This is a genomic window from Neobacillus sp. PS3-12, assembly GCF_030915385.1.
Taxonomy (GTDB): Bacteria; Bacillota; Bacilli; order Bacillales; family Cytobacillaceae; genus JAEVLT01.
In genome coordinates this window covers 3,834,881-3,853,420 of the sequence record NZ_CP133268.1, presented here as the reverse complement: position 1 = coordinate 3,853,420, position 18,540 = coordinate 3,834,881, and the positions used below count along the sequence as shown (strand labels likewise).

At 31.3% G+C, this 18,540-nt stretch carries 16 protein-coding genes and 1 pseudogene; 4 read left to right on the top strand and 13 right to left on the bottom strand.

All coding sequences use genetic code 11. From position 1 onward, the window contains the following. Nucleotides 1-18: 18 nt before the first annotated feature. From RCG17_RS19550 to RCG17_RS19535, 4 genes are all read right to left on the bottom strand, one after another. A complete protein-coding gene (locus tag RCG17_RS19550; RefSeq protein WP_308171755.1) occupies nt 19-474 on the bottom strand; it encodes a signal peptidase I in 456 nt (151 codons plus the stop codon). Then, nucleotides 464-739 (bottom strand): PqqD family protein, encoded by a 276-nt coding sequence (locus RCG17_RS19545; RefSeq protein WP_308171754.1) that lies wholly within the window; start codon nt 737-739, stop codon nt 464-466. Before RCG17_RS19545 ends, RCG17_RS19550 begins: the two co-directional genes overlap by 11 nt. Next, nucleotides 736-1,521 (bottom strand): hypothetical protein, encoded by a 786-nt coding sequence (locus tag RCG17_RS19540; protein ID WP_308171753.1) that lies wholly within the window; start codon nt 1,519-1,521, stop codon nt 736-738. The genes RCG17_RS19545 and RCG17_RS19540 overlap by 4 nt, the downstream gene beginning before the upstream one ends. An 82-nt stretch (nt 1,522-1,603) precedes the next feature. Beyond that, on the bottom strand, nt 1,604-1,849 hold the full coding sequence (locus RCG17_RS19535) for a hypothetical protein (RefSeq protein ID WP_308171752.1): 246 nt from the start codon (nt 1,847-1,849) through the stop codon (nt 1,604-1,606). A 445-nt stretch (nt 1,850-2,294) separates the two neighbouring features. Here RCG17_RS19535 and RCG17_RS19530 point away from each other — a divergent pair. Continuing rightward, nucleotides 2,295-2,737 (top strand): annotated as a pseudogene (locus tag RCG17_RS19530) (transposase); the annotation flags it as partial. An 89-nt stretch (nt 2,738-2,826) separates the two neighbouring features. On the opposite strand, the gene RCG17_RS19525 reads toward RCG17_RS19530, so the two are convergent. Beyond that, nucleotides 2,827-3,213 carry a hypothetical protein gene (locus RCG17_RS19525; protein WP_308171751.1) on the bottom strand — a complete coding sequence of 129 codons (387 nt, stop codon included), beginning with the start codon at nt 3,211-3,213 and terminating at the stop codon, nt 2,827-2,829. Nucleotides 3,214-3,701: 488 nt separating this feature from the next. Then, nucleotides 3,702-3,959 (bottom strand): hypothetical protein, encoded by a 258-nt coding sequence (locus RCG17_RS19520; RefSeq protein WP_308171750.1) that lies wholly within the window; start codon nt 3,957-3,959, stop codon nt 3,702-3,704. Between the two features lie 463 nt (nt 3,960-4,422). Here RCG17_RS19520 and RCG17_RS19515 point away from each other — a divergent pair, with 463 nt between their 5' ends. The 3 genes from RCG17_RS19515 (at nt 4,423) to RCG17_RS19505 (ending at nt 8,896) form a co-directional block, all read left to right on the top strand. Next, nucleotides 4,423-4,773 carry a hypothetical protein gene (locus RCG17_RS19515; protein ID WP_308171749.1) on the top strand — a complete coding sequence of 117 codons (351 nt, stop codon included), beginning with the start codon at nt 4,423-4,425 and terminating at the stop codon, nt 4,771-4,773. A 46-nt stretch (nt 4,774-4,819) separates the two neighbouring features. Beyond that, on the top strand, nt 4,820-7,090 hold the full coding sequence (locus RCG17_RS19510) for a right-handed parallel beta-helix repeat-containing protein (RefSeq protein ID WP_308171748.1): 2,271 nt from the start codon (nt 4,820-4,822) through the stop codon (nt 7,088-7,090). Nucleotides 7,091-7,738: 648 nt separating this feature from the next. Further along, nucleotides 7,739-8,896 carry an acyltransferase family protein gene (locus tag RCG17_RS19505; protein WP_308171747.1) on the top strand — a complete coding sequence of 386 codons (1,158 nt, stop codon included), beginning with the start codon at nt 7,739-7,741 and terminating at the stop codon, nt 8,894-8,896. Nucleotides 8,897-9,806: 910 nt separating this feature from the next. On the opposite strand, the gene RCG17_RS19500 is transcribed toward RCG17_RS19505, so the two are convergent. The 7 genes from RCG17_RS19500 to RCG17_RS19470 form a co-directional block, all read right to left on the bottom strand. Next, the gene (locus tag RCG17_RS19500; RefSeq protein WP_308171746.1) at nt 9,807-10,934 is read right to left on the bottom strand and encodes a glycosyltransferase; all 1,128 of its coding nucleotides are present in this window, start codon (nt 10,932-10,934) and stop codon (nt 9,807-9,809) included. Nucleotides 10,935-11,006: 72 nt separating this feature from the next. Continuing rightward, a complete protein-coding gene (locus RCG17_RS19495; RefSeq protein ID WP_308171745.1) occupies nt 11,007-12,086 on the bottom strand; it encodes a glycosyltransferase family 2 protein in 1,080 nt (359 codons plus the stop codon). A 98-nt stretch (nt 12,087-12,184) separates the two neighbouring features. Beyond that, nucleotides 12,185-13,336, bottom strand: a complete 1,152-nt coding sequence (locus RCG17_RS19490) for a DUF2334 domain-containing protein (RefSeq protein ID WP_308171744.1) — start codon at nt 13,334-13,336, stop codon at nt 12,185-12,187. 85 nt (nt 13,337-13,421) lie between these two features. After that, nucleotides 13,422-14,993, bottom strand: coding sequence for a lipopolysaccharide biosynthesis protein (locus RCG17_RS19485; RefSeq protein WP_308171743.1), 1,572 nt, complete (start codon nt 14,991-14,993; stop codon nt 13,422-13,424). Between the two features lie 117 nt (nt 14,994-15,110). After that, nucleotides 15,111-16,304 carry a glycosyltransferase gene (locus RCG17_RS19480; protein WP_308171742.1) on the bottom strand — a complete coding sequence of 398 codons (1,194 nt, stop codon included), beginning with the start codon at nt 16,302-16,304 and terminating at the stop codon, nt 15,111-15,113. A 6-nt stretch (nt 16,305-16,310) separates the two neighbouring features. Next, entirely contained in the window at nt 16,311-17,501 is a 1,191-nt protein-coding gene (locus RCG17_RS19475; protein ID WP_308171741.1) for a glycosyltransferase, read from the bottom strand. A 45-nt stretch (nt 17,502-17,546) separates the two neighbouring features. Then, nucleotides 17,547-18,539, bottom strand: coding sequence for a glycosyltransferase (locus RCG17_RS19470; protein WP_308171740.1), 993 nt, complete (start codon nt 18,537-18,539; stop codon nt 17,547-17,549). Nucleotide 18,540 lies beyond the last annotated feature (1 nt).

Here is an 18,540-nt window from a genome sequence, read left to right as displayed (position 1 = left end):
AATTGACTCTCCAAAATATTAATATTGTAGGTTGAATCTACTATTTAAATATTTCCTTAGAATTTCTGAAATAATAGGGAAGGAAAGGATCATTTTCCCCCAGGCTGCTGCGAAAAAATGATCCGGGGTAATCGTTACTCGTTTTTTTTGCACTACGATTAATTTCCCAAGAATACGTTCTTCTGCAATTGGCTGATCGAAACCAAGGTTGGTATCCCCTTTTAAAAGAAACATCTTCTGTCCATTTTTCCATTGGTTCTCAATAAATCGATGGGCGATTAGCTGACCTTCTTCTCGAAGGTATAAAAGGATATCACCTTTTGCTAATGAGGAACAATCTAATGGTACAAACCGACAATGATCACCCTGTTTGATGAACGGAAACATGCTGTTTCCAAATGCCGGCAGCTCAAGCCATTTATTATTCTTAATAGATTGCTTGAGCAGAGTAAACGTTGAATCATCAATCAACATATTGAATCAGCTCGCAATTGACCAGACTATCTAAAAACTCTTCGATGTCTTTTTCGATTAGTTCCTTACTTTCAGGTGATGAAAACTTCTCCACCAAAAATTGGGTAAGCGTATCGGCTGTTTGCGGTTCGTTAAGTAATGACCAGCAATGCCCACCAACATCGTTTACCTTCGTAATCGTATATTGTTCCGTATTAAAGATTACCCATTCGCCATCCAGTTCCGTCGCCTCAACATTTTCTTTTCGAATATATTGTTTCATCATGATATTAACTCCCAAAATGTATTATTTTTTTGAAAATGGAGCTCATAAACAGGTACCTGTTTCACCATCATGGTTATTAGCCTTAAAATCTCTTTCGTTTCTTCTTGACTATGGGGCCAGAAAAACACTTTATCCATTAAATGAACAAGTGCATCGGATTTTGTAATTTTGATTCTTTTGTTTTGTAATGCATGATAAAGTATTTGAATGCTCGATAATTCGATTTCCTTATCGAATGGTCCTGCTTCCAATTCACTGCGGAAAGGAGAATTATAGATTGTGACCCCTTCTGGAGTAATTTTTACCAATGTCGCCTCATCAGAAAGGAGTTCTCTTGGATACGAAATCTTGGCCGCTGTTGATTTACCCGCACCAGAGTGTCCGGAAAAAATATGGGCTTTGCCTTTTTCAATGACACAAGATGAATGAATCAGCAATCCCCAATTGTGATAGACAATGAAGGAACTGTATAAATTGGTTAAGGCGTGCTTTAAGGCGAGTGCATCATGAACGGACACCGTTGCTGATTTAAATTCTCGGTCGACTTCAATTAGATAGTCTGCTCTGCGATAGCAAATCTTGTCTGATTGTTTTGTGATTTCTACTTCATAATCCTTGAAAGGAATACCATAACCATCTTCAATATTAATGATTAGATTAAGTTTCTGTTCTGCTTTACCTGTATAGGGAAGAAAGTTTTTTTGAAAAAAGTTTATTAGATCGTTTGACTTACAATCTATTTGAATCAAATGGTCGCCTATTTTAGTGATTATTTCTATCATAATGGACTCCTAAAATGAATTGATTGATTGATTGATTGGAGGGAAGTCAATGATTTTGTTTCATTGGTCTTCCCATTCCTGTTTAAAAAGTTATTCCTTTTCCTTTTCCTTTTCCATTTCCTGTATGGTCTTGGCATTGTCCTATTCCAGGTGCTCCAGCTCCATCCGGGGTTGGATTTGGATTCTTACCATTCGGAAAATTCTTCCCATCATTCCCATTCTGTTTTCCATCTGTACCACATCCAGGATTCCAACAATGAGCTGTTTCAAACCGGATCGGCTGATGGCTTAAGACAACTGGTCTTCTGTACACTTTTTCCGTAATCACCTTATCACCTCCTTTTCAAAATAAACGTTCACTATAAAGAACAAATTTTGTGAAAAAAATGACTTTTATTTTAGCCAATTTATACCTATCATCCTATTCTTTATTAAGAATTATAATTTAAAAATAGTTCTTTTTAAAGAACTATCCTTCGACAAAATTCTCTTTTTCATAAGGTAATACACGAATCTCCAAGGCTCTTCAGGCAATTACATATACTATATCGAACTAGATATTCTGACTGTGTTAAAGGAAGTAGGGGTTTGTCATTTCCCAACTCTTTTCCTTTGCTAGAATCGCACGTTCTTCCAATTATAAGTGGCTTCATCGCACTCCCTCCGAAAATGAAAAGTGGAATGAGGAAATGCTTTGTGGAGATAAAGAACCTAAATGAGAAAGTAGATGGTATTTACGAATATCGCCGAATGACAATGAATTTGAATCGATGAAATACCGAGCCTCACAGAAGGCTTATTTAAGTGCGATTTTGGATTTGCATGATGGGTCAATTGTCAGTTATTTGTTAGGTACATCTAATAATAATCCATTGGTATTTAATACCTTAGATTTAGCATTGAAAGCTAATCCAGGAGCCACTCCCATCCTCTCAAGTGACCGTGGGTTCCAATACCTTCCCAAGGGTTTAAAAGGAAAATTGAGAAAGCTAATATGGTGCAAAGTATGTCTAGAGTAGGAAGATGTATCGATAATGGACCAATGGAAGGATTTTGGGGATCATTGAATTGTGAGAAGTATTATCTAAACAAGTACAGAACGTTTGAAGAGCTGAAGAAGGATATTGAGGAATACATACATTTTTATAATCATAATCAATTACAAAAAAGACTAAACGGCCTTAGTCCCTTAGAATACAGCGCTAAAGCCGCCTAGTGTAGTTTTTTTATTTCTGCTGTCTCTTGACATGGGGCAGTTCACTTGTAACTCTTTGAAAATATATTTTAATCAACATTTATATTAATCTAAAATTTACAATACCATTCTTTCCAAACATCACTTGAGCTTAAACACCCGTTATCATTGCCCCAGTTGTAATCTTCCTTTTGACATTTTCCATCATCATCTTTCCCACCGCTATTATTTCCACTACAGAGCCATTTCCAAAAGCAATCAAACAAATCATTGCTCTCCATACTAGAGAAATTGGAACTATTAGTAGTGGTATTTTGAACGGATCCAGATGAAGTAGTTTTATTGAACACTGAAAAAAAGTCAGATATTACTTGTGAAATACCAGTAGTTGATGTTGATTGACCAGTATAGGTGGAAGCAAAAGCAGAAGTTGGGATAATTAATGAACCAAAAAGTATTGCTAGAAAAATTATACTTTTTACCTTTTTCAAATCCATCAATGACCTCCTTTTACGATATGTACGTTAATTAGTGCAGAAGTGTTCTTTATTAAGAATATATTATTATTATTTTTTCAACTTGTAAAGTTATTTTGACCCTTAAAGAAAATATTACAAATTCCAAAAATGGGGACGGTAGATTGTATGTTAATGATTAAAGGTAACGGGATCTAACAGGATGTTTATGTAAACTTGCCTTAACAAAACAATAAGTAAATTTATTCTCCATTAACACAAAATTAAGAACACCCCGGAGGATGTTTATAAAATAATACTTTTTACCAAGATCTCTAATGTACCAATATATTAGTCTATTTTTATATTTATTTTTTATGTCTGTGCTCTCGTGAGTATGACCCATAAGAATTCTAATCCATGTAAAATCAGTTTCTTTAACAATCATAACATTACCTTTTCTTAAGCTTTTCTCGTTGACACCTTTCAATTCCTGGCAAACGCCCTACAAAATAAAAAGCACCAAATAATTATTTGGATGCTTCAGCAAAATTACCTTCAACAGTATCAATTCCATTTATTGTCAATGTAATGTATGTGGTTACGCCTTGCTTTTCCATTTTGATAAACCCTTTTTCTTCTAAATATTGAAAAGCTAATTGTTTTTCCATGTCTAATTCATTTTGAAATAAACGAATTGGTCTACCATCATCATCAAAAAATCTGGTATAAATTTCAATGAGCAAATTTCTTCTGAATAATTTTCTTTCTTTAATACTCAACGTCATACTTCACTCATCTCCTTTAATAATATATTTTCTATAAAAAGGTTATTTTTTCCTGCTTGAAATACCACTATTTCCTTCTCATTGCTGCCCCTGCTAGACCTTTTCAATACTGATCTCGGTACATGTATTCTAAAAAAATAGTTAATAATTAATTTGTAAGGCTCTGTACTTTTATTTTGCAATACTCAACAAACCAGAAAATTAAATTTAACAGCAATTACTACAAAATCATTTCATAACCTAAAACAATTATCTGATGAATCGAATTTTAAACTAAGATTATTTTATAAAACACATTTTAAATGGGCTCTCTTAATATGAAGCCAGTAGCATTACTATATTTTCTATAATGAAACCGCTGATATTTTACTATTATTTGAACATTTAATAAGTGCCAGTCATAAACTATGATTAGTACAAGCTTTCTCCAATAACTAAAAGAATAACTAAAAGAGGTGTTTTTTTGACAGCAACTTATGGTTCCTATGTTTTAGAATTATCAAGATGGGGTGTTTCTACCACTGTTACAAATACCGCAGATGCCACCCTTGCAACCAATAACTCAAACGGTATTAATAATGCACTTACTTGGGCTTCCAATGAAGGATATACAGAATTTGTCCTTCCAAAAGGAACTTATTTAATTCATGAGACAATTCCAATCCAACCGAAGAGCAATATGACATTAGATTTGGGCGGTTCAACATTAAGAATTAGGGATAATGGTTTAGCAGGATACTCAATTATCTGCTTTAAACAAAATCAAGTATTCTCCAGAGTCACTAATGGAATTATTCAGGGAGAACCGGTATAACCACAACTATACTACCCCCGGTCAGGCTTCCACCCATGAATGGGGAATGGGAATCCTTTTTCCTAATACCGTCAACACTTCCAATGGTGAAGGGGTAAATTGCCGATATATTACAATTGATAATATTGAATTCCTTGACCTAACTGGTGATGGAGTCTCACTTTTTGCTACCCAAGGATTGGTTTTCGCCACCACAACACCTACAAAATCCTACGCCATCACTTTTGAACAAGGATCCATTAATCCATCAAATGGAGCTTTAGTTCCAGATACAACTAGAATACGATCAAACGTTTTTTTAGATTTAACGAATCCCGCTATCGTCCAATGGAAAACCTTTGGGATATACGGTGACGTAACATACCAGTCTGTAGGTTCAGAAATAGACAGCAATGAACCTTTTGATATTATTTTCTACAATGCTAATGGTTCCTTCAATTCCTCAATTACAAATGTAGAATTCTTTGATGAAATCCCCCTTCCTATAGGTGCAACCCAAGCAAAGATTGTCCTCCACCAAGCCAACATTCCTTCTGCTAGCGGTAACGGATTAACATTGAGATGTATGACAATACCAAAATATATTTTTATAGAGAAGTGCCATATTCACCATTGCCGAAGGCTTGGGTTAGCACTCCAAGGAGCAAAATTCGTCTGGCTTAGAGATAATGATGTTCATCATATTAGCGGGACAGGACCTGCTGCTTCACTTGACGTGGAAGATAACTTTTCCCTTAATCAAAACTTATGGATTGAAGATAACTTTTTACATGATTGTCCACTGCATATTATATTGGTTAAGGGTAAAAATTTCCATATTCAAAATAACAAGATTGAACGTGGAATCGGTATGGCTGCAAAACCGGGAGTGAAAAAACTTTTTATAGATGGTAATTACTTCAAGGATGCCAGCCTTACTATTGATGGTGAATGCGTAGTTTCCAATAATCAGTTTCATCGATCAGGATGCACTCTGGGAAGTGGAACAACAGACCCTGCTGTTGTTGATAACAATATCTTTACGAATGGATCTCTTAACGTTTATCGTCCTAAACCCTATTGTGTTGCAGTCTCGAATTGCTCTTTTACCTTCGATTTAGATTATTATAATTCCGTTCTACCAGCTGGGTTTAATGCTGGTACGTTCCCCCAAACCATGACAAATTGTTCATTTGACGGCTATTTAGGTTCGTCCTATGTCTGCTTTACTGGTGATAATAATGCAACAGAAGGATGGACCTATTCTAATGTATTATTTAATAATACTCGAAAGCCCAATGGAAACAGCAGTCTTGGTTTGGTAAGAGGAACATATATAGGATGCAAGTTTAATAACCCAGGTCGATTATGGCCAAATAAGAGAGTGGAATTAATTGACTGTACATTTAATTGGGATGGATATAATTTGTTTGAATACAGTGGTAATGAATTATCAAGATTTTTTAGTTGTACATTTAATGGAAGATCCAGCACTGCATTCTACTTCAGTGCACAAACACAAGGAAGAGTAGAGCTAATAAACAATATCTTTGAATATAATAACTCTTCATCAACAGCCCAAGGATTTATTGATGGCTACTGGGGGAACGTTACTGGGGGAACGTTATTGATGGATGGTAATCGATTTAAATCCAATCTAGCCATGAAAGTTATCAATGCTCCTAATATTACCCCAGATGCCTTCCAAATTATCTTTAAAAACAACATTATAGAAGGAAATCTTACCTACGTAGTTGATCAAACTCAAATGAGTGGATTTACAAACAATACGATAAATGGGACAGTCGATCCTTATGACTGGGTAACTGCTGCCCCAACATCTGGGTTTTATAAGTTAGGTAAGCAGCTTAAAAATCTTAATATGAATACAGATGGGTATATAGGGTGGATTTGTACAAAGGAAGGTTTTATAAATAGTTATAGTAACTGGACTCCTTATACCAACTATAGTCTATATAATCGCATCACTGTGAATGGGTATGTATACTATTGTACTAATCGTCTTGGCGGGAAATCCTCAAAAATATCGCCTAATTTTCCAACAGTACCTATTTATTCAACAGTTTCTGACAATGCAGGCATGATAGGCTGGTCTTCAAAAGCTTATGCTGTAGGTGATATCATACTACCTACTTCATCAAATGGGACCTATTACTATGAATGTACTAAAGCAGGTATAGCTGGTAACAGCGAACCCACATGGGGCGGAGCTACTGTATCTGATGGTACAGTAGTCTGGACGCAAAGATATGTGATTGTATGGAAACTTTTAGGACCAACTGGTGGAATGTTTAAACGTTTTGGAACATTAAATTAAAGGAAACTATAAATTATTTAAATAATGGGACACTCAACCGAATAAGAAGAGTCAGCTCTTTCTTATTCGGTTGAAAAATATTAACGATTAATTTAAATATTCTAACAAGGATGTTCCCGATAAATCTCCTGACTTATGGACCCGTGTATAGCAACATCTTTAGATTATGATTAAATGAGTAAAGCCGCAAAGTCTCACAAATCCACTTCTCGAATAACGAATTAACCCAAATATTGGGGCACCGCAAACTGGAGTAACAATAGTGATACTAATTTAGTATATGATTTTGTAAACAATAAGTTAGAAATTTGGTATTGATACATTATTTTAGTACTTATAAAGTTTTTAAAAAGAGTTACTTTCGGACAAATTGAGTACTTCTTACCGAAGAAGCAATGGTTTTGGTCAACAGACTTGCAGGAAATATAACTTGTAGGTCAAGATCTGTTACTCTCAGCATATGGAGGCCAAAAAGTATCAAATTTTGATTAAACCTTGTAAAACTACTTATCGTGTTGATGCCGACTCAAACATAAATAGAAAATGGGTTGAGTCAAATGCAAATTCTGCTAAAAAGTATTGCAAATAAAACTCCAAAGAAATAAAATTGTTCTTAATAAAGAACATTTATTTTGGAGGTTACAGAATATGCGCTATGAAGAATTGGATTCATTAAGAGGAATTGCTGCACTAATTGTACTATTTGGACACTTTCTTTTTATATTTCCAACAATCGGAAATGAAATAGATTCAAAATACGGTTTATTTTTTTCAATCTTATGGAGTGGTCACTCAGCGGTAATTATTTTCTTTGTGTTAAGTGGATTTGTTTTAACTATGCCTTTCATTGGAAGTCAAAAACAACTATATCGTAAGTATATAACAAAAAGAATTTGTAGAATCTATATTCCGTATTTGACCGTGGTAACAGTCGCAGTAGTAATGAAGATTTCATTATACTCAAAGATTGGTACTATCCCTGGTTTAATTCAATGGGGAAGGTGGGATATAGACGTAACTTTTTCCAGAATAATAGATCATATTATATTCCTTGGACATTTTAATTCTGATGCTTTTCTTATGGTTATTTGGTCATTAGTCCATGAAATGAGAATATCATTGATTTTCCCATTAATAGCGTTATTTGTTATTAAGTTTGGCTGGAAAAAAAGTATTGGACTAGCCCTGATCCTTTCTGTCGTTAGTTTTACGCTCATTCATACCTTTTCAACTGAGTTTAATACAACCGTATCTACTAATTATTTCATCACCCTGCATTATAGTTCAATGTTTGTTATTGGTTCACTCCTTGCGGTAAATAGAGAGTATCTTATTAGAAATTTTAATCGTGTAAAAGCCTTTTATTTTCTTATTCCTCTAAGTCTTTTTTTGTTAAGCTTTCCAGGAGTAACGGTAAGAATAGTAGCGAAGTTTTTCGGTAAAATGAATGATACATTAGCCTTTATAGTTACCGATTGGACAATATTATGTGGAGCTGTATTAATTATTTTATTGTCTTTAAGTTCAAAGGCGTTTTCTGGCTTATTATTACTTAAGCCAATTCATTTTTTGGGTAAAATATCTTATAGTCTTTATTTAGTGCATCCCGTTATTTTAATTACAATGGTTCATATTCTTTTCGGAACAATACCAAAGCAGTTAATACTATTTATTTCTTTTATAATATCCCTGTTAGTTTCTTGGCTTTGTTATAAGTTCATTGAAAAACCTGCAATAACACTTGGGAAATATTTAACTAAACAAAAAACATCTAAATCTATACAAAACAAAGAAGCTTCTGCCTAAAAGTAACGTGTTCAGTTACGGAGTGTTAAACAGGATGCGTTTTATTCTCTTTGCACCTCAAAACAGCCCCGTTAGCCTAACAGCCCAGGGGCTTTTTAATCTTTAAAATGATTAATCGTTTGGATAGAAAAGCAGTAGAAATTATTGATTATTCTTTAGAGTTTATGAATGTATTATAAGAAGGCCTGTAGTTGTTATAGAGTCCGATAAAAGAAGTTTAATATATATATTATTATTATTTGGTCATATACAGCTACAAATGAGAGTTATCTTTTATAACTGCTCCCTAGATTGGAAACATGAAAACATCATCAATGTGAAGATGAACAGGAGCCCGTATTTCCTTTTTCAATAAATTCAAAGGTTTTTACACATTGTATTAAAGGAAAAATTTTTATGACACTGTTATTTATTCAGATCGAAAAAAGTCAACAATCGACAATTGGAAGAAAAATGGTAGGTATATTATGTGACCTGAGATAAGGAAGCAGTTTAACTCGCAGCTAGACTAGAGTTTGCTCAATTGTATGAGAAACTCTAAAGTGAGATCATGATTTTGCATTTTAAATTTGGGTAAAAATTCAAACGTTAAGATAACAATGTTTTACAAGCCATTCGATTTGCATGTATTTCCGCCACAGTGTCTAGACAAACAAGTATGTTCCCCACCTCAAATAGTATCAAGGCTTTAGCAAATTTTATTTTGTATCAATATCCAAAGAACGAATTATTAGATTTTTAGTTTTTACAAATGTCTATCATTTTAAGAAAGGAGAATTTTTTTATTTAATTTTTTAACCTTTGTAATAAAATATAATATTAAACTTCACAACTTAAACTTGTTGCCTGTCCATTTTGATACAAGGGTAACTTAGATTTCTTGAAGAAATCTGTTACAAAAAATATTATGTTATTTTCCTGAAATAGCTTTTTCGAATAGTCTTATATTTTTTTCATAGCTGAAAAACACTTTTCTCTCTTGGCTTTTGTTACCATAGTATTCAATTAATTTTGGAGAATCTAACATATCTTTTATCCCTCTATAAATGCCACTTTCACTGTTTTCCACTAACATACCGTATTCTCCATTTTTTAAAATTTCTTTCGGTCCGTTACAATTCGTGCTAATAACAGGTAATCCTAGAATAACTGCTTCGACAATGGACAAAGAAAACCCTTCGGTATATGAAGGAGAAACGTATATATCACATTTATCCATATATTTATAAGGGTTTTTTTTAAAACCCAAGAGTGTAACTTTTTCACCAATATCATTACTTAAGATAGCATTTTCAATTTTTTCTCTTTCTGGGCCATCGCCAATAATAATTAGATTGAAATCATAATTTTCCTTTAATAACCTACTACAAGCATAGATTAACCTAAGAACTCCTTTTTCAACACTTAACCTACAAGAACAAATTATATTAATTCCTTTTTTAAATTCCAAATCTGTCAAGTTTTTTTGGGACAAGCTAATTATTTCATCATGATTAATAGGATTATACAAAACCCTTGTTTTTGTTGCTAAGTTATATTTATTATCGAATCTACTTTTTGCATCGTTTGTTAGTAATAATATATTATCGAATTTTCTATACTTTCCTCTTTGAATCCATCTTTTAAATCGAACAGCTATCGTAGGTAATTCAGTTTCGAGATGTTCTAAACCTCCATGGATCCACATAATTTTAAAACTTCTACTTTTACTTATAGGATAAGAAAAAACATCTTTAGTTGTTACAATGATGTCAAAATCCCCATTAAAAACTATCTTATTAACTATCTTGGGAAAAAGCATAAATATTCGATACAATATTTTTTGATATTTTCCTTTAACCGGGCGATCGAACAAATATTGTATACTTACTCTTTCCGGTATAGCTTTTAAATTAAAGTTTTCACCATTTAATTTATACATTATAAAAAGAGTTACTTCAAATTTCGAGTAATCAAGTCCTTTTAATGTATTTACAATTACTTTTTCAACTCCGCCAGTCGTCATTACATCTGTTACTATTAGTAGCTTTTTTTTCAATTATTGATCCCCTTTAAATATAAGATAGCTTTATCACAAATAATTCATAGTGATTCTCATTCGAAGAAATCTCTAAATAATTGATAACTTGCTTGCTACAATTAAAAAGATTTTCCTATGTAGAGACTTTTTATATAAGGCCTTACCCAGATTATAGAGATAATCTATATTTTTATTTCTTATTGCTTCTAAATAATCTGCAGGGAAATATTTAATTACCCCCTTGTTATCTAAGCATTCCAGAACTATTGGATTAGAAATATAGGTACATATTAATTCTTTAATTTGGCTTTGTCCGAGATTATTTTTAAATAGATTATTTAAGCAGGTCTTAAATGTATTTAATAACATTATGCTTATTCCATTATATTGTTTTTGTTTGGTTTCACTAAAATATTCATTAATTAGTTCCTTTTGAATAAGATAGCCATTGATCATATCTTCAAATAGATAAGGCATAAACTTACTTGTAAACCCTCCATGCCTGTAAAAATACAAAGGCTTATTAATTACTTTTACTCTGTTTGCTTTTAGTAAAATCTCAATATTATAAAAAAGATCATCCCCTAAGAACTTTATCCTATCAAGGTACTTCCCACTAGAATTTAAAAGCTCTTTCCTATACAGCTTTGCACATAGTGATGATGGGAAGGGATGTCCGTGAAAATATGCAGTTACTAAGTGGTTTTTTATTTCTTCTTCCTGATAAATTTTATTACCATTAAAATATTTATTTATATTTTCACGTTTTATGAATGCACTATTTCCAATTACCTTGTAAATATTGCATACAGTTACTTCTGCTTTACTTTCTAGTGCTTCATTGTATAAGATTTCTATGGTCCTTTCATCTATCCAATCATCAGCATCAACGAACATAATATAATTAGAGATTGCACTCTCAACGCCTTTTCTTCTAGTTAATATACTTCCTTCATTTTTCTTATTAATTACCTTAATTCTATTGTCTTTTCTTTCATACTTTTTACATATATCAAGGCTATTATCTGTAGAACCATCATTAACCAATATTAATTCAAATTCTCTGTAATTCTGATTAAGTATAGAGGTAATACATTTGTTTAGCCTTTTTCCAGCATTGTAAACTGGAACAACCACACTAACATTAGTCATAAGTAATTCCTTTCTCACATTTTTAATCCACAATATATTTCTTTAATGTGCACTTTACTTCAAAATTATCTTTTACACACTAAAAGATCAACACACAATTAAATTTGAAGCTTCTCTTAGCGTACTTTAACCGGATTATTTTCCACATTTACCCGATTAAGATTTTTGAGTTTTCCTAGTAATCTCAAATCGGATATTTTATTATTGCTTAAATCAATCTCCTTTAGATTAGTAAAATATTGAATTCCATCTATATTACTAATTTCTTTGTTACTTAAATCTAATTTATTCATTGAACTTAATTCAGATATTGATAGCCACTCCGAAGAAGCAATGTTTAATTCATCTCTTATACATTTTTCAAAATTTTGATCAATAAAAGTTGCTACTCCAGCAATTTCAGATGTTGTATAAAATTCCAGTCCTAATTTTCTTGCTTCAAATATAATTTTCTGAATAGTTTTAGGTGATATTCTCCATTCACCAGACTTTTCTGCTTCTTTTCCCCATCCGAAATCCTGCCAGTTAACCTCTTTAGGCAAAACTGAGTGGCATGTAAGAATTAAATTATCACCAGACTTTTTAACAAGTCTAAGTATCCTTTTTAAAAAAAATAAATTGCATCCGTAATAACCATCTAAACAAATTGAAGGTGCTAAACCTGAGTAATCAAAGGGGGTTAAATTAGTATTATTCAGGTGACATCTAACAACTTTATAATATTTTTGCTTTAATACTAAAAGATTATTATGATTAAATACAAAATGGGGAAATGCAAAAGAAACGGATTTTTTAAATCTTTCATTTGTAATCGAATGTTTTTGTTTATTCATCCACCTAAATAATGATTCAATTTCGTCTTCAACCCATTTTCTAAGCCCATACGCTTCTAAATAACTATCAGCTTTTTTATGCCTATAACCATGATGGGCAATTTCATGACCATCTGATTGCAATTCCAATAGCATATCAATTTCTTCCTGAGAATGTTCTCTTTGATTTTCAAAATGGTGAAAAGCATTAATGTTAAAGGTAACTTTTACATCATAAAAACCAAATAACTGTTTCCCATAAGTATGCCAATGTTTTATTCTAAAGCTATCATCAAAGGAAAAAGCAATTCCAGGAGTTTTAATAGTCGTTTTTTCTTTATTTAGCTCCATATTCAGATGCACTTTCATACCCCTATAGGTATTTGACCAATATCTCCACTGGAAATAGTTTTTTTTCAACAAATCATACAGATTTACAACTTTTTTCAAGCCCAATGCTATCACCCTAATAATTAAAAATTATTTTTTAATTCTCTTGATACATTAATTACTTCATAATTTATTATTACAAATTATATATTCATCCTAAATTTTTTATTTTATCATCGTTTTTCCTTGTTTTATCCCTTATCCCAAAAATAACAATTTTAAAAAGACTCTTTATATACTTAAACTCTTCACTTCTATAGAAAATAGCTGCATAAATAATACTTGGAATAATTATACAAATTAGCCCCTTTAAGATTAATAACATAAGACTACTTTCTACATTCAAACTTGATATATAAACACAAATTTCCGTTGTAAAATAACCAGAAATTAACGTTAAAATAGCATAAAATAGATACTTTTTAAAATAAAGCCAAACAGGTAATTTAAATATTTTTTTAAATACCAACCGTGGATTATTCCAAAATACTGTTAATATTGTGCTTATAGTGGTACCGAAAAATACACCTGCTAAACCAATGGTTTTTACTAAAATAATAGAAGCTACTAAATTTATAGTAGCTTCTATTAAAGGCATATATTTATCTTCAACAAATATTCCACCTTTTATTTTAAATGTAAAAATTGATATTCTTAAACCAGCAATGTAAAAATTAATTAGCAGTACAACAAATGTAAGTGAATCTAACAAATACCTTTTTCCCAGCCACCAATCTATAAAAGGCTCCAATAAATTATATAAAAAAATAACACAAACAGAATAAATCCAAAAATTTATCAAATAGGATACTTTGAACACCTTATAAGTATTTTCACTATTTTCCTTTACAATTAGATTTCCTACACTAGACCCAATTCCTGATAAAAACGGAGATACTAAAACAGCTAATTGACCTATTATCATTGAATAATTAGAGTAAAGACCAACTGTAGTAACCCCGACAAAGGCGGAAATTACTAAATTATCAGTTCCCATAACAGCATATGCTCCAATATTATGCAAGAATAAAGCCTTTACATTCTTGATTAAACTTTCTTTTTCCTCTTTCCTAAGATTATAGGATAGTTTTTCTTTTAAATAAGGATATCTTTTGTTTACTATTTTACCATTTACGATATTCTGTAAAATAAAAATAATTAATTCTATTATCAAGTAAAGTATGTAATTCTTTGTTAGAATTAGGACTATTATTTTAGTTATTGTTATTAACACTTGAAAAATAACATTAAGTCTGTCTAATACATATCCTTTTTGATCTGCATTAATTAAAGATACCTTATGAGCATTCAAGTAGTAGGTCATATTTTTGGCTACAAAAATAAAGTAAGCTGCGGTTAAATAAGGTACATGACCACTATCTTTCATTAAGTTTCCTAAAAATGGATATAAAATAAAACTTAAGATGAAAACAATAAAGGCAATAACTTTGTAGGCTTTTTTATATAAATTTACAAGAGCACTTATCTTTGGTCTATCATTTTCCGCTAAAGGTTTATAAAGACTGTATACAATTCCAGTTCCTATTCCACTTTCAACCAAAGCAAGTAGCGATAGTACATTATCCAGCAAACTGTTAATCCCTAGATATTGTGCCCCTAAACTATCTAAAAAAACCTTTCTTGATAAAAATCCCAATAATGCAATGACAACCTGTGTAAATATACCCATGGATATATTTTTTACCGAATTTTTTGCTCTCATATTTTTATAACCTTTTCAATTTAATTTTATACTTTTTGTTTATTGCAATAATACCAAAAGCTATTACATACACTTTTTAAAATCCTAATATAAAAAATTGGGACTTAGTAACTCTTACTATTTAAAGTTAGATGGTAAAGAATTATATTGTTGCTTATCTTCTTTTATTAAGTTGTAGGTTAATTTATGTCTTAGGTCTTTATTATTAATTAATCTTTTCAATGCTAAATATATTTCATTTTCATTGATATTTACAATTATTCCAGTCTCACCATCTTTAATTTGTTCCCTCACCCCATTTACATTAGTTGCTATAATGGGTTTATTAAAATATTTTGCTTCCAAAATAGTTAAACAGTAACCTTCATATCTAGATGGTTGAACATATATGTCACATTGTTCTATATAATGATATGGATTTGGATCTGCACCTAAAAAAATAAATTTATCCTCCAAGTTATTATAAGAGATTAATTTTTCATACTCTCTTCTCATGTTACCATCCCCAAGACAGTACCATTTAATGTCATAATCATCGTTAATTAGTGTTTTACATGCAAGTATTGCTAAATCTTGTCCTTTTTCTTGAGCTAATCTACCTACAGTTAAAATCCTTACACCATTAAATTCATCCTTAAACCCCTGCCCTTTTTTTGCTTGCTCATAAATTGTTTTTGGAGACACAATATTTAAAAATAGACCAGTTTTTGGTGCTATCGATGGTACAACCTTTGTTAATTTTTTTTTCGCCTCTTCTGATACTACAAAAATCCTATCAAATTTCTTATAATTACTTTTAGCAAAACTCTTATTAAAACCTATTTTTGTTATATCGAAATGGATCCATTGAATTTTCTCTTTAGCTTTTATCTTGTGCAAAACAAAATAGCTTATTAAATCCATTGGGCCTGCATAAGCTACAGCAATATCATAATCTTTTTTATCAAAATGGAAATCCTTCAAAACATATTTAAAAAGTGGACTTCTTTCATTCATAATTTTAGTAATTAAGTAAAAATACATGAAAGTTAAGGATTTAATTAAATTTCTTGATTTAAGGAAATTGAAGGCAATTGTATGAAGAGGTTCATTGATTATATTTTTTATTTGATTGTATCCTCGTAAATATTCAACATTAACATGATTTGGAATTGAGCCTCGGAACCCTCCGTAATCCTCCAACAGAAGAATAGTGATGTCAAATTTTTCTTTTGGCATTTCGGATATCATGTTAAGTAAAGCTTTTTCGGTACCACCAACATTCATATTAATTAACATAAAAATTATTTTAGTCTTCATATTTTTACTCACTTTCGTCTATCCTAACAATTCATAGACTTTGTCAATTTCCTCTATATTACCTTTTTTCTCTGCTTTCAAGTATTTAGTAATTTCATCTTTTAGAGAACTATCTTCTAGTAATTGTAGAATTCCATCAGTAATTGCTTCTGCGTTCATATCAACAATAAGGCCATTCTTCCCATGAACCATTTGATTATAAACGGCATCAAATCTAGTTGTTACAACAGGAATGTCGAGCATTCTTGCTTCAGCAATCGCTATTCCAAATCCTTCAAACCTTGAAGGCTGAACATAAATATCGGCCTGTTTAATGTACGGATATGGATTAGATTTAACTCCCAACAACACAAAATGTTCCGATAACCCATTTTGATTAATATAATCTTCAATTTCTTTTTGTAAAGGGCCTTTACCTAGAGCATACCATCTAAAATTAATATTTTTATCCTTTAACTTTTTGCATGCCTCTAAAGCAAAATCATAACCTTTCTGGTAAGCCAACCTGCCAATAGTTAAAATTCTAACCCCATTAAATTGGTCCTCATACCCATTACCCAAATAAGCCATGTCGATAATTAGCCTTGGATTGTTGATATCGTATATAACTTTCATTCTTTTATTATATTGGGGAAAGGACTCGAGAAAAATATTCCTTGTTGAATCGGACACAGCGACAATCTTATCATACTGATCATAGAATTGTCTTTGAAATTCGCGTTCAAATTGATCCAATCTATAACTAACGTTTACCCAAGCAATCTTTTTCTTAGATTTAACCTTTTCTGCCACATAGAATGTTGGTATACCCTGGGCATAACTAATTGCCACATCATAAGTTTTAGGATTCTTTTCAATAACTCTCGAAACACTTCTCCAGTAAATCCCTGCTTTTTGTGGATTACTACATTTATTTTTACGTATTCCTACTGAATAATGGATTCTTGAAGCGAACATCTTATAGTTTAAATGGCTTACTGAATATGTTAAAGCTCTGAGAAAACTTAGTTTAGCAAATTCAGCGTATTTTAAAGGTTTTAATATATTTACCTCTTTAGGAACTAATTCTTCAAGAACTCCACCATGTCCAAATAACATTAAGTCAACGGAATAACAGGAATAATCGATGAGAGAAAGTAAAGTTACCAAACTCTTCTCTGCACCAGCACATTCCAGTGAATCTATAACAAATAATACGCTTTTTTTCATTTCAGGCTACTCCATTAATTTAAGTTTTTGTTTAAAGATCAATTGTTAATTGGAAGAAAGTTTATCTCCTTGATGTCTTTTAAATTTATCTATTAACATTAATATTCTAATATTATACTGAATTATAAATATTAAATATTTATATTTTCTGGGATAATTTTTACAGTTAAGGATTTTTTTGTGATGTTTATTAACATAAAATTTAATACTTGTTAAATGCCTATGTTTTTCTTCTTTGTTTTCAATTTGATTTAAGATGTAATAAACATGATCAATACAGCTATAAACAAAACATGGTATGAAATCTCCAGATAAATTCGGATATTGATTATTCATAAATTGCAAAATTTCATCCCAGCCTAAAAATGCATCTAACCTCTTTTCATTGTATTTGGAAGTTAGAATACTGTATGCTCTTTTAACGTAAAAGTAACCAATATAATTTGTGTAGATCACTTTTTTTGCTTTTGAAAAAAGTTTATAAGTAGTTGATAAATCTTCGTGAATTCTACCTTCAGGAAATTCCACATATTCAAAGCAGCTTTTTTTAAACAGTTTATTACAGAGGGAAAAACGATATAAAACCCCTTTAAAAAGTTCCCTCATTCCCTCGATATTATCCATTTCTTTTAGAAACTCTATATCATCCTTGTTAATTATTTTCCCATCAACTTCTCTTCCTAATTTACAAATAGCTATATCACTATTTTTGTTTGTACATAGTGTATATAAATTTTTATACATGTCTTTATCAATTCGGTCATCCCCGTCGACAAAACCTATATAAGCACCTTGGGAAATGCAAACCCCAACATTCCGCGCTGAACTTACTCCACCATACTCCTGGTGAACAACTCTCACCCTTTTATCTTTTTGATCGTAAAAGTCACAGATATTCCCACTCTGATCAGTCGACCCATCATTCACTAGTATTACTTCAAAATTGTTATAAGATTGATCGAGAATACTATTAATACAGTCATCTAGATACTTTTCAACATTATGAACAGGCACAATAATACTTATTTCCGGTTTCACT

Excerpts from the sequence above, each read along its gene's own strand:
- RCG17_RS19505 (WP_308171747.1), top strand. The coding sequence starts at position 7,739 with ATGCGCTATGAAGAATTGGATTCATTAAGAGGAATTGCTGCACTAATT.
- RCG17_RS19550 (WP_308171755.1), bottom strand. The coding sequence starts at position 474 with ATGTTGATTGATGATTCAACGTTTACTCTGCTCAAGCAATCTATTAAG.
- RCG17_RS19525 (WP_308171751.1), bottom strand. The coding sequence starts at position 3,213 with ATGGATTTGAAAAAGGTAAAAAGTATAATTTTTCTAGCAATACTTTTT.
- RCG17_RS19485 (WP_308171743.1), bottom strand. The coding sequence starts at position 14,993 with ATGAGAGCAAAAAATTCGGTAAAAAATATATCCATGGGTATATTTACA.
- RCG17_RS19475 (WP_308171741.1), bottom strand. The coding sequence starts at position 17,501 with ATGAAAAAAAGCGTATTATTTGTTATAGATTCACTGGAATGTGCTGGT.
- RCG17_RS19545 (WP_308171754.1), bottom strand. The coding sequence starts at position 739 with ATGATGAAACAATATATTCGAAAAGAAAATGTTGAGGCGACGGAACTG.
- RCG17_RS19540 (WP_308171753.1), bottom strand. The coding sequence starts at position 1,521 with ATGATAGAAATAATCACTAAAATAGGCGACCATTTGATTCAAATAGAT.
- RCG17_RS19510 (WP_308171748.1), top strand. The coding sequence starts at position 4,820 with ATGGGAATCCTTTTTCCTAATACCGTCAACACTTCCAATGGTGAAGGG.
- RCG17_RS19520 (WP_308171750.1), bottom strand. The coding sequence starts at position 3,959 with ATGACGTTGAGTATTAAAGAAAGAAAATTATTCAGAAGAAATTTGCTC.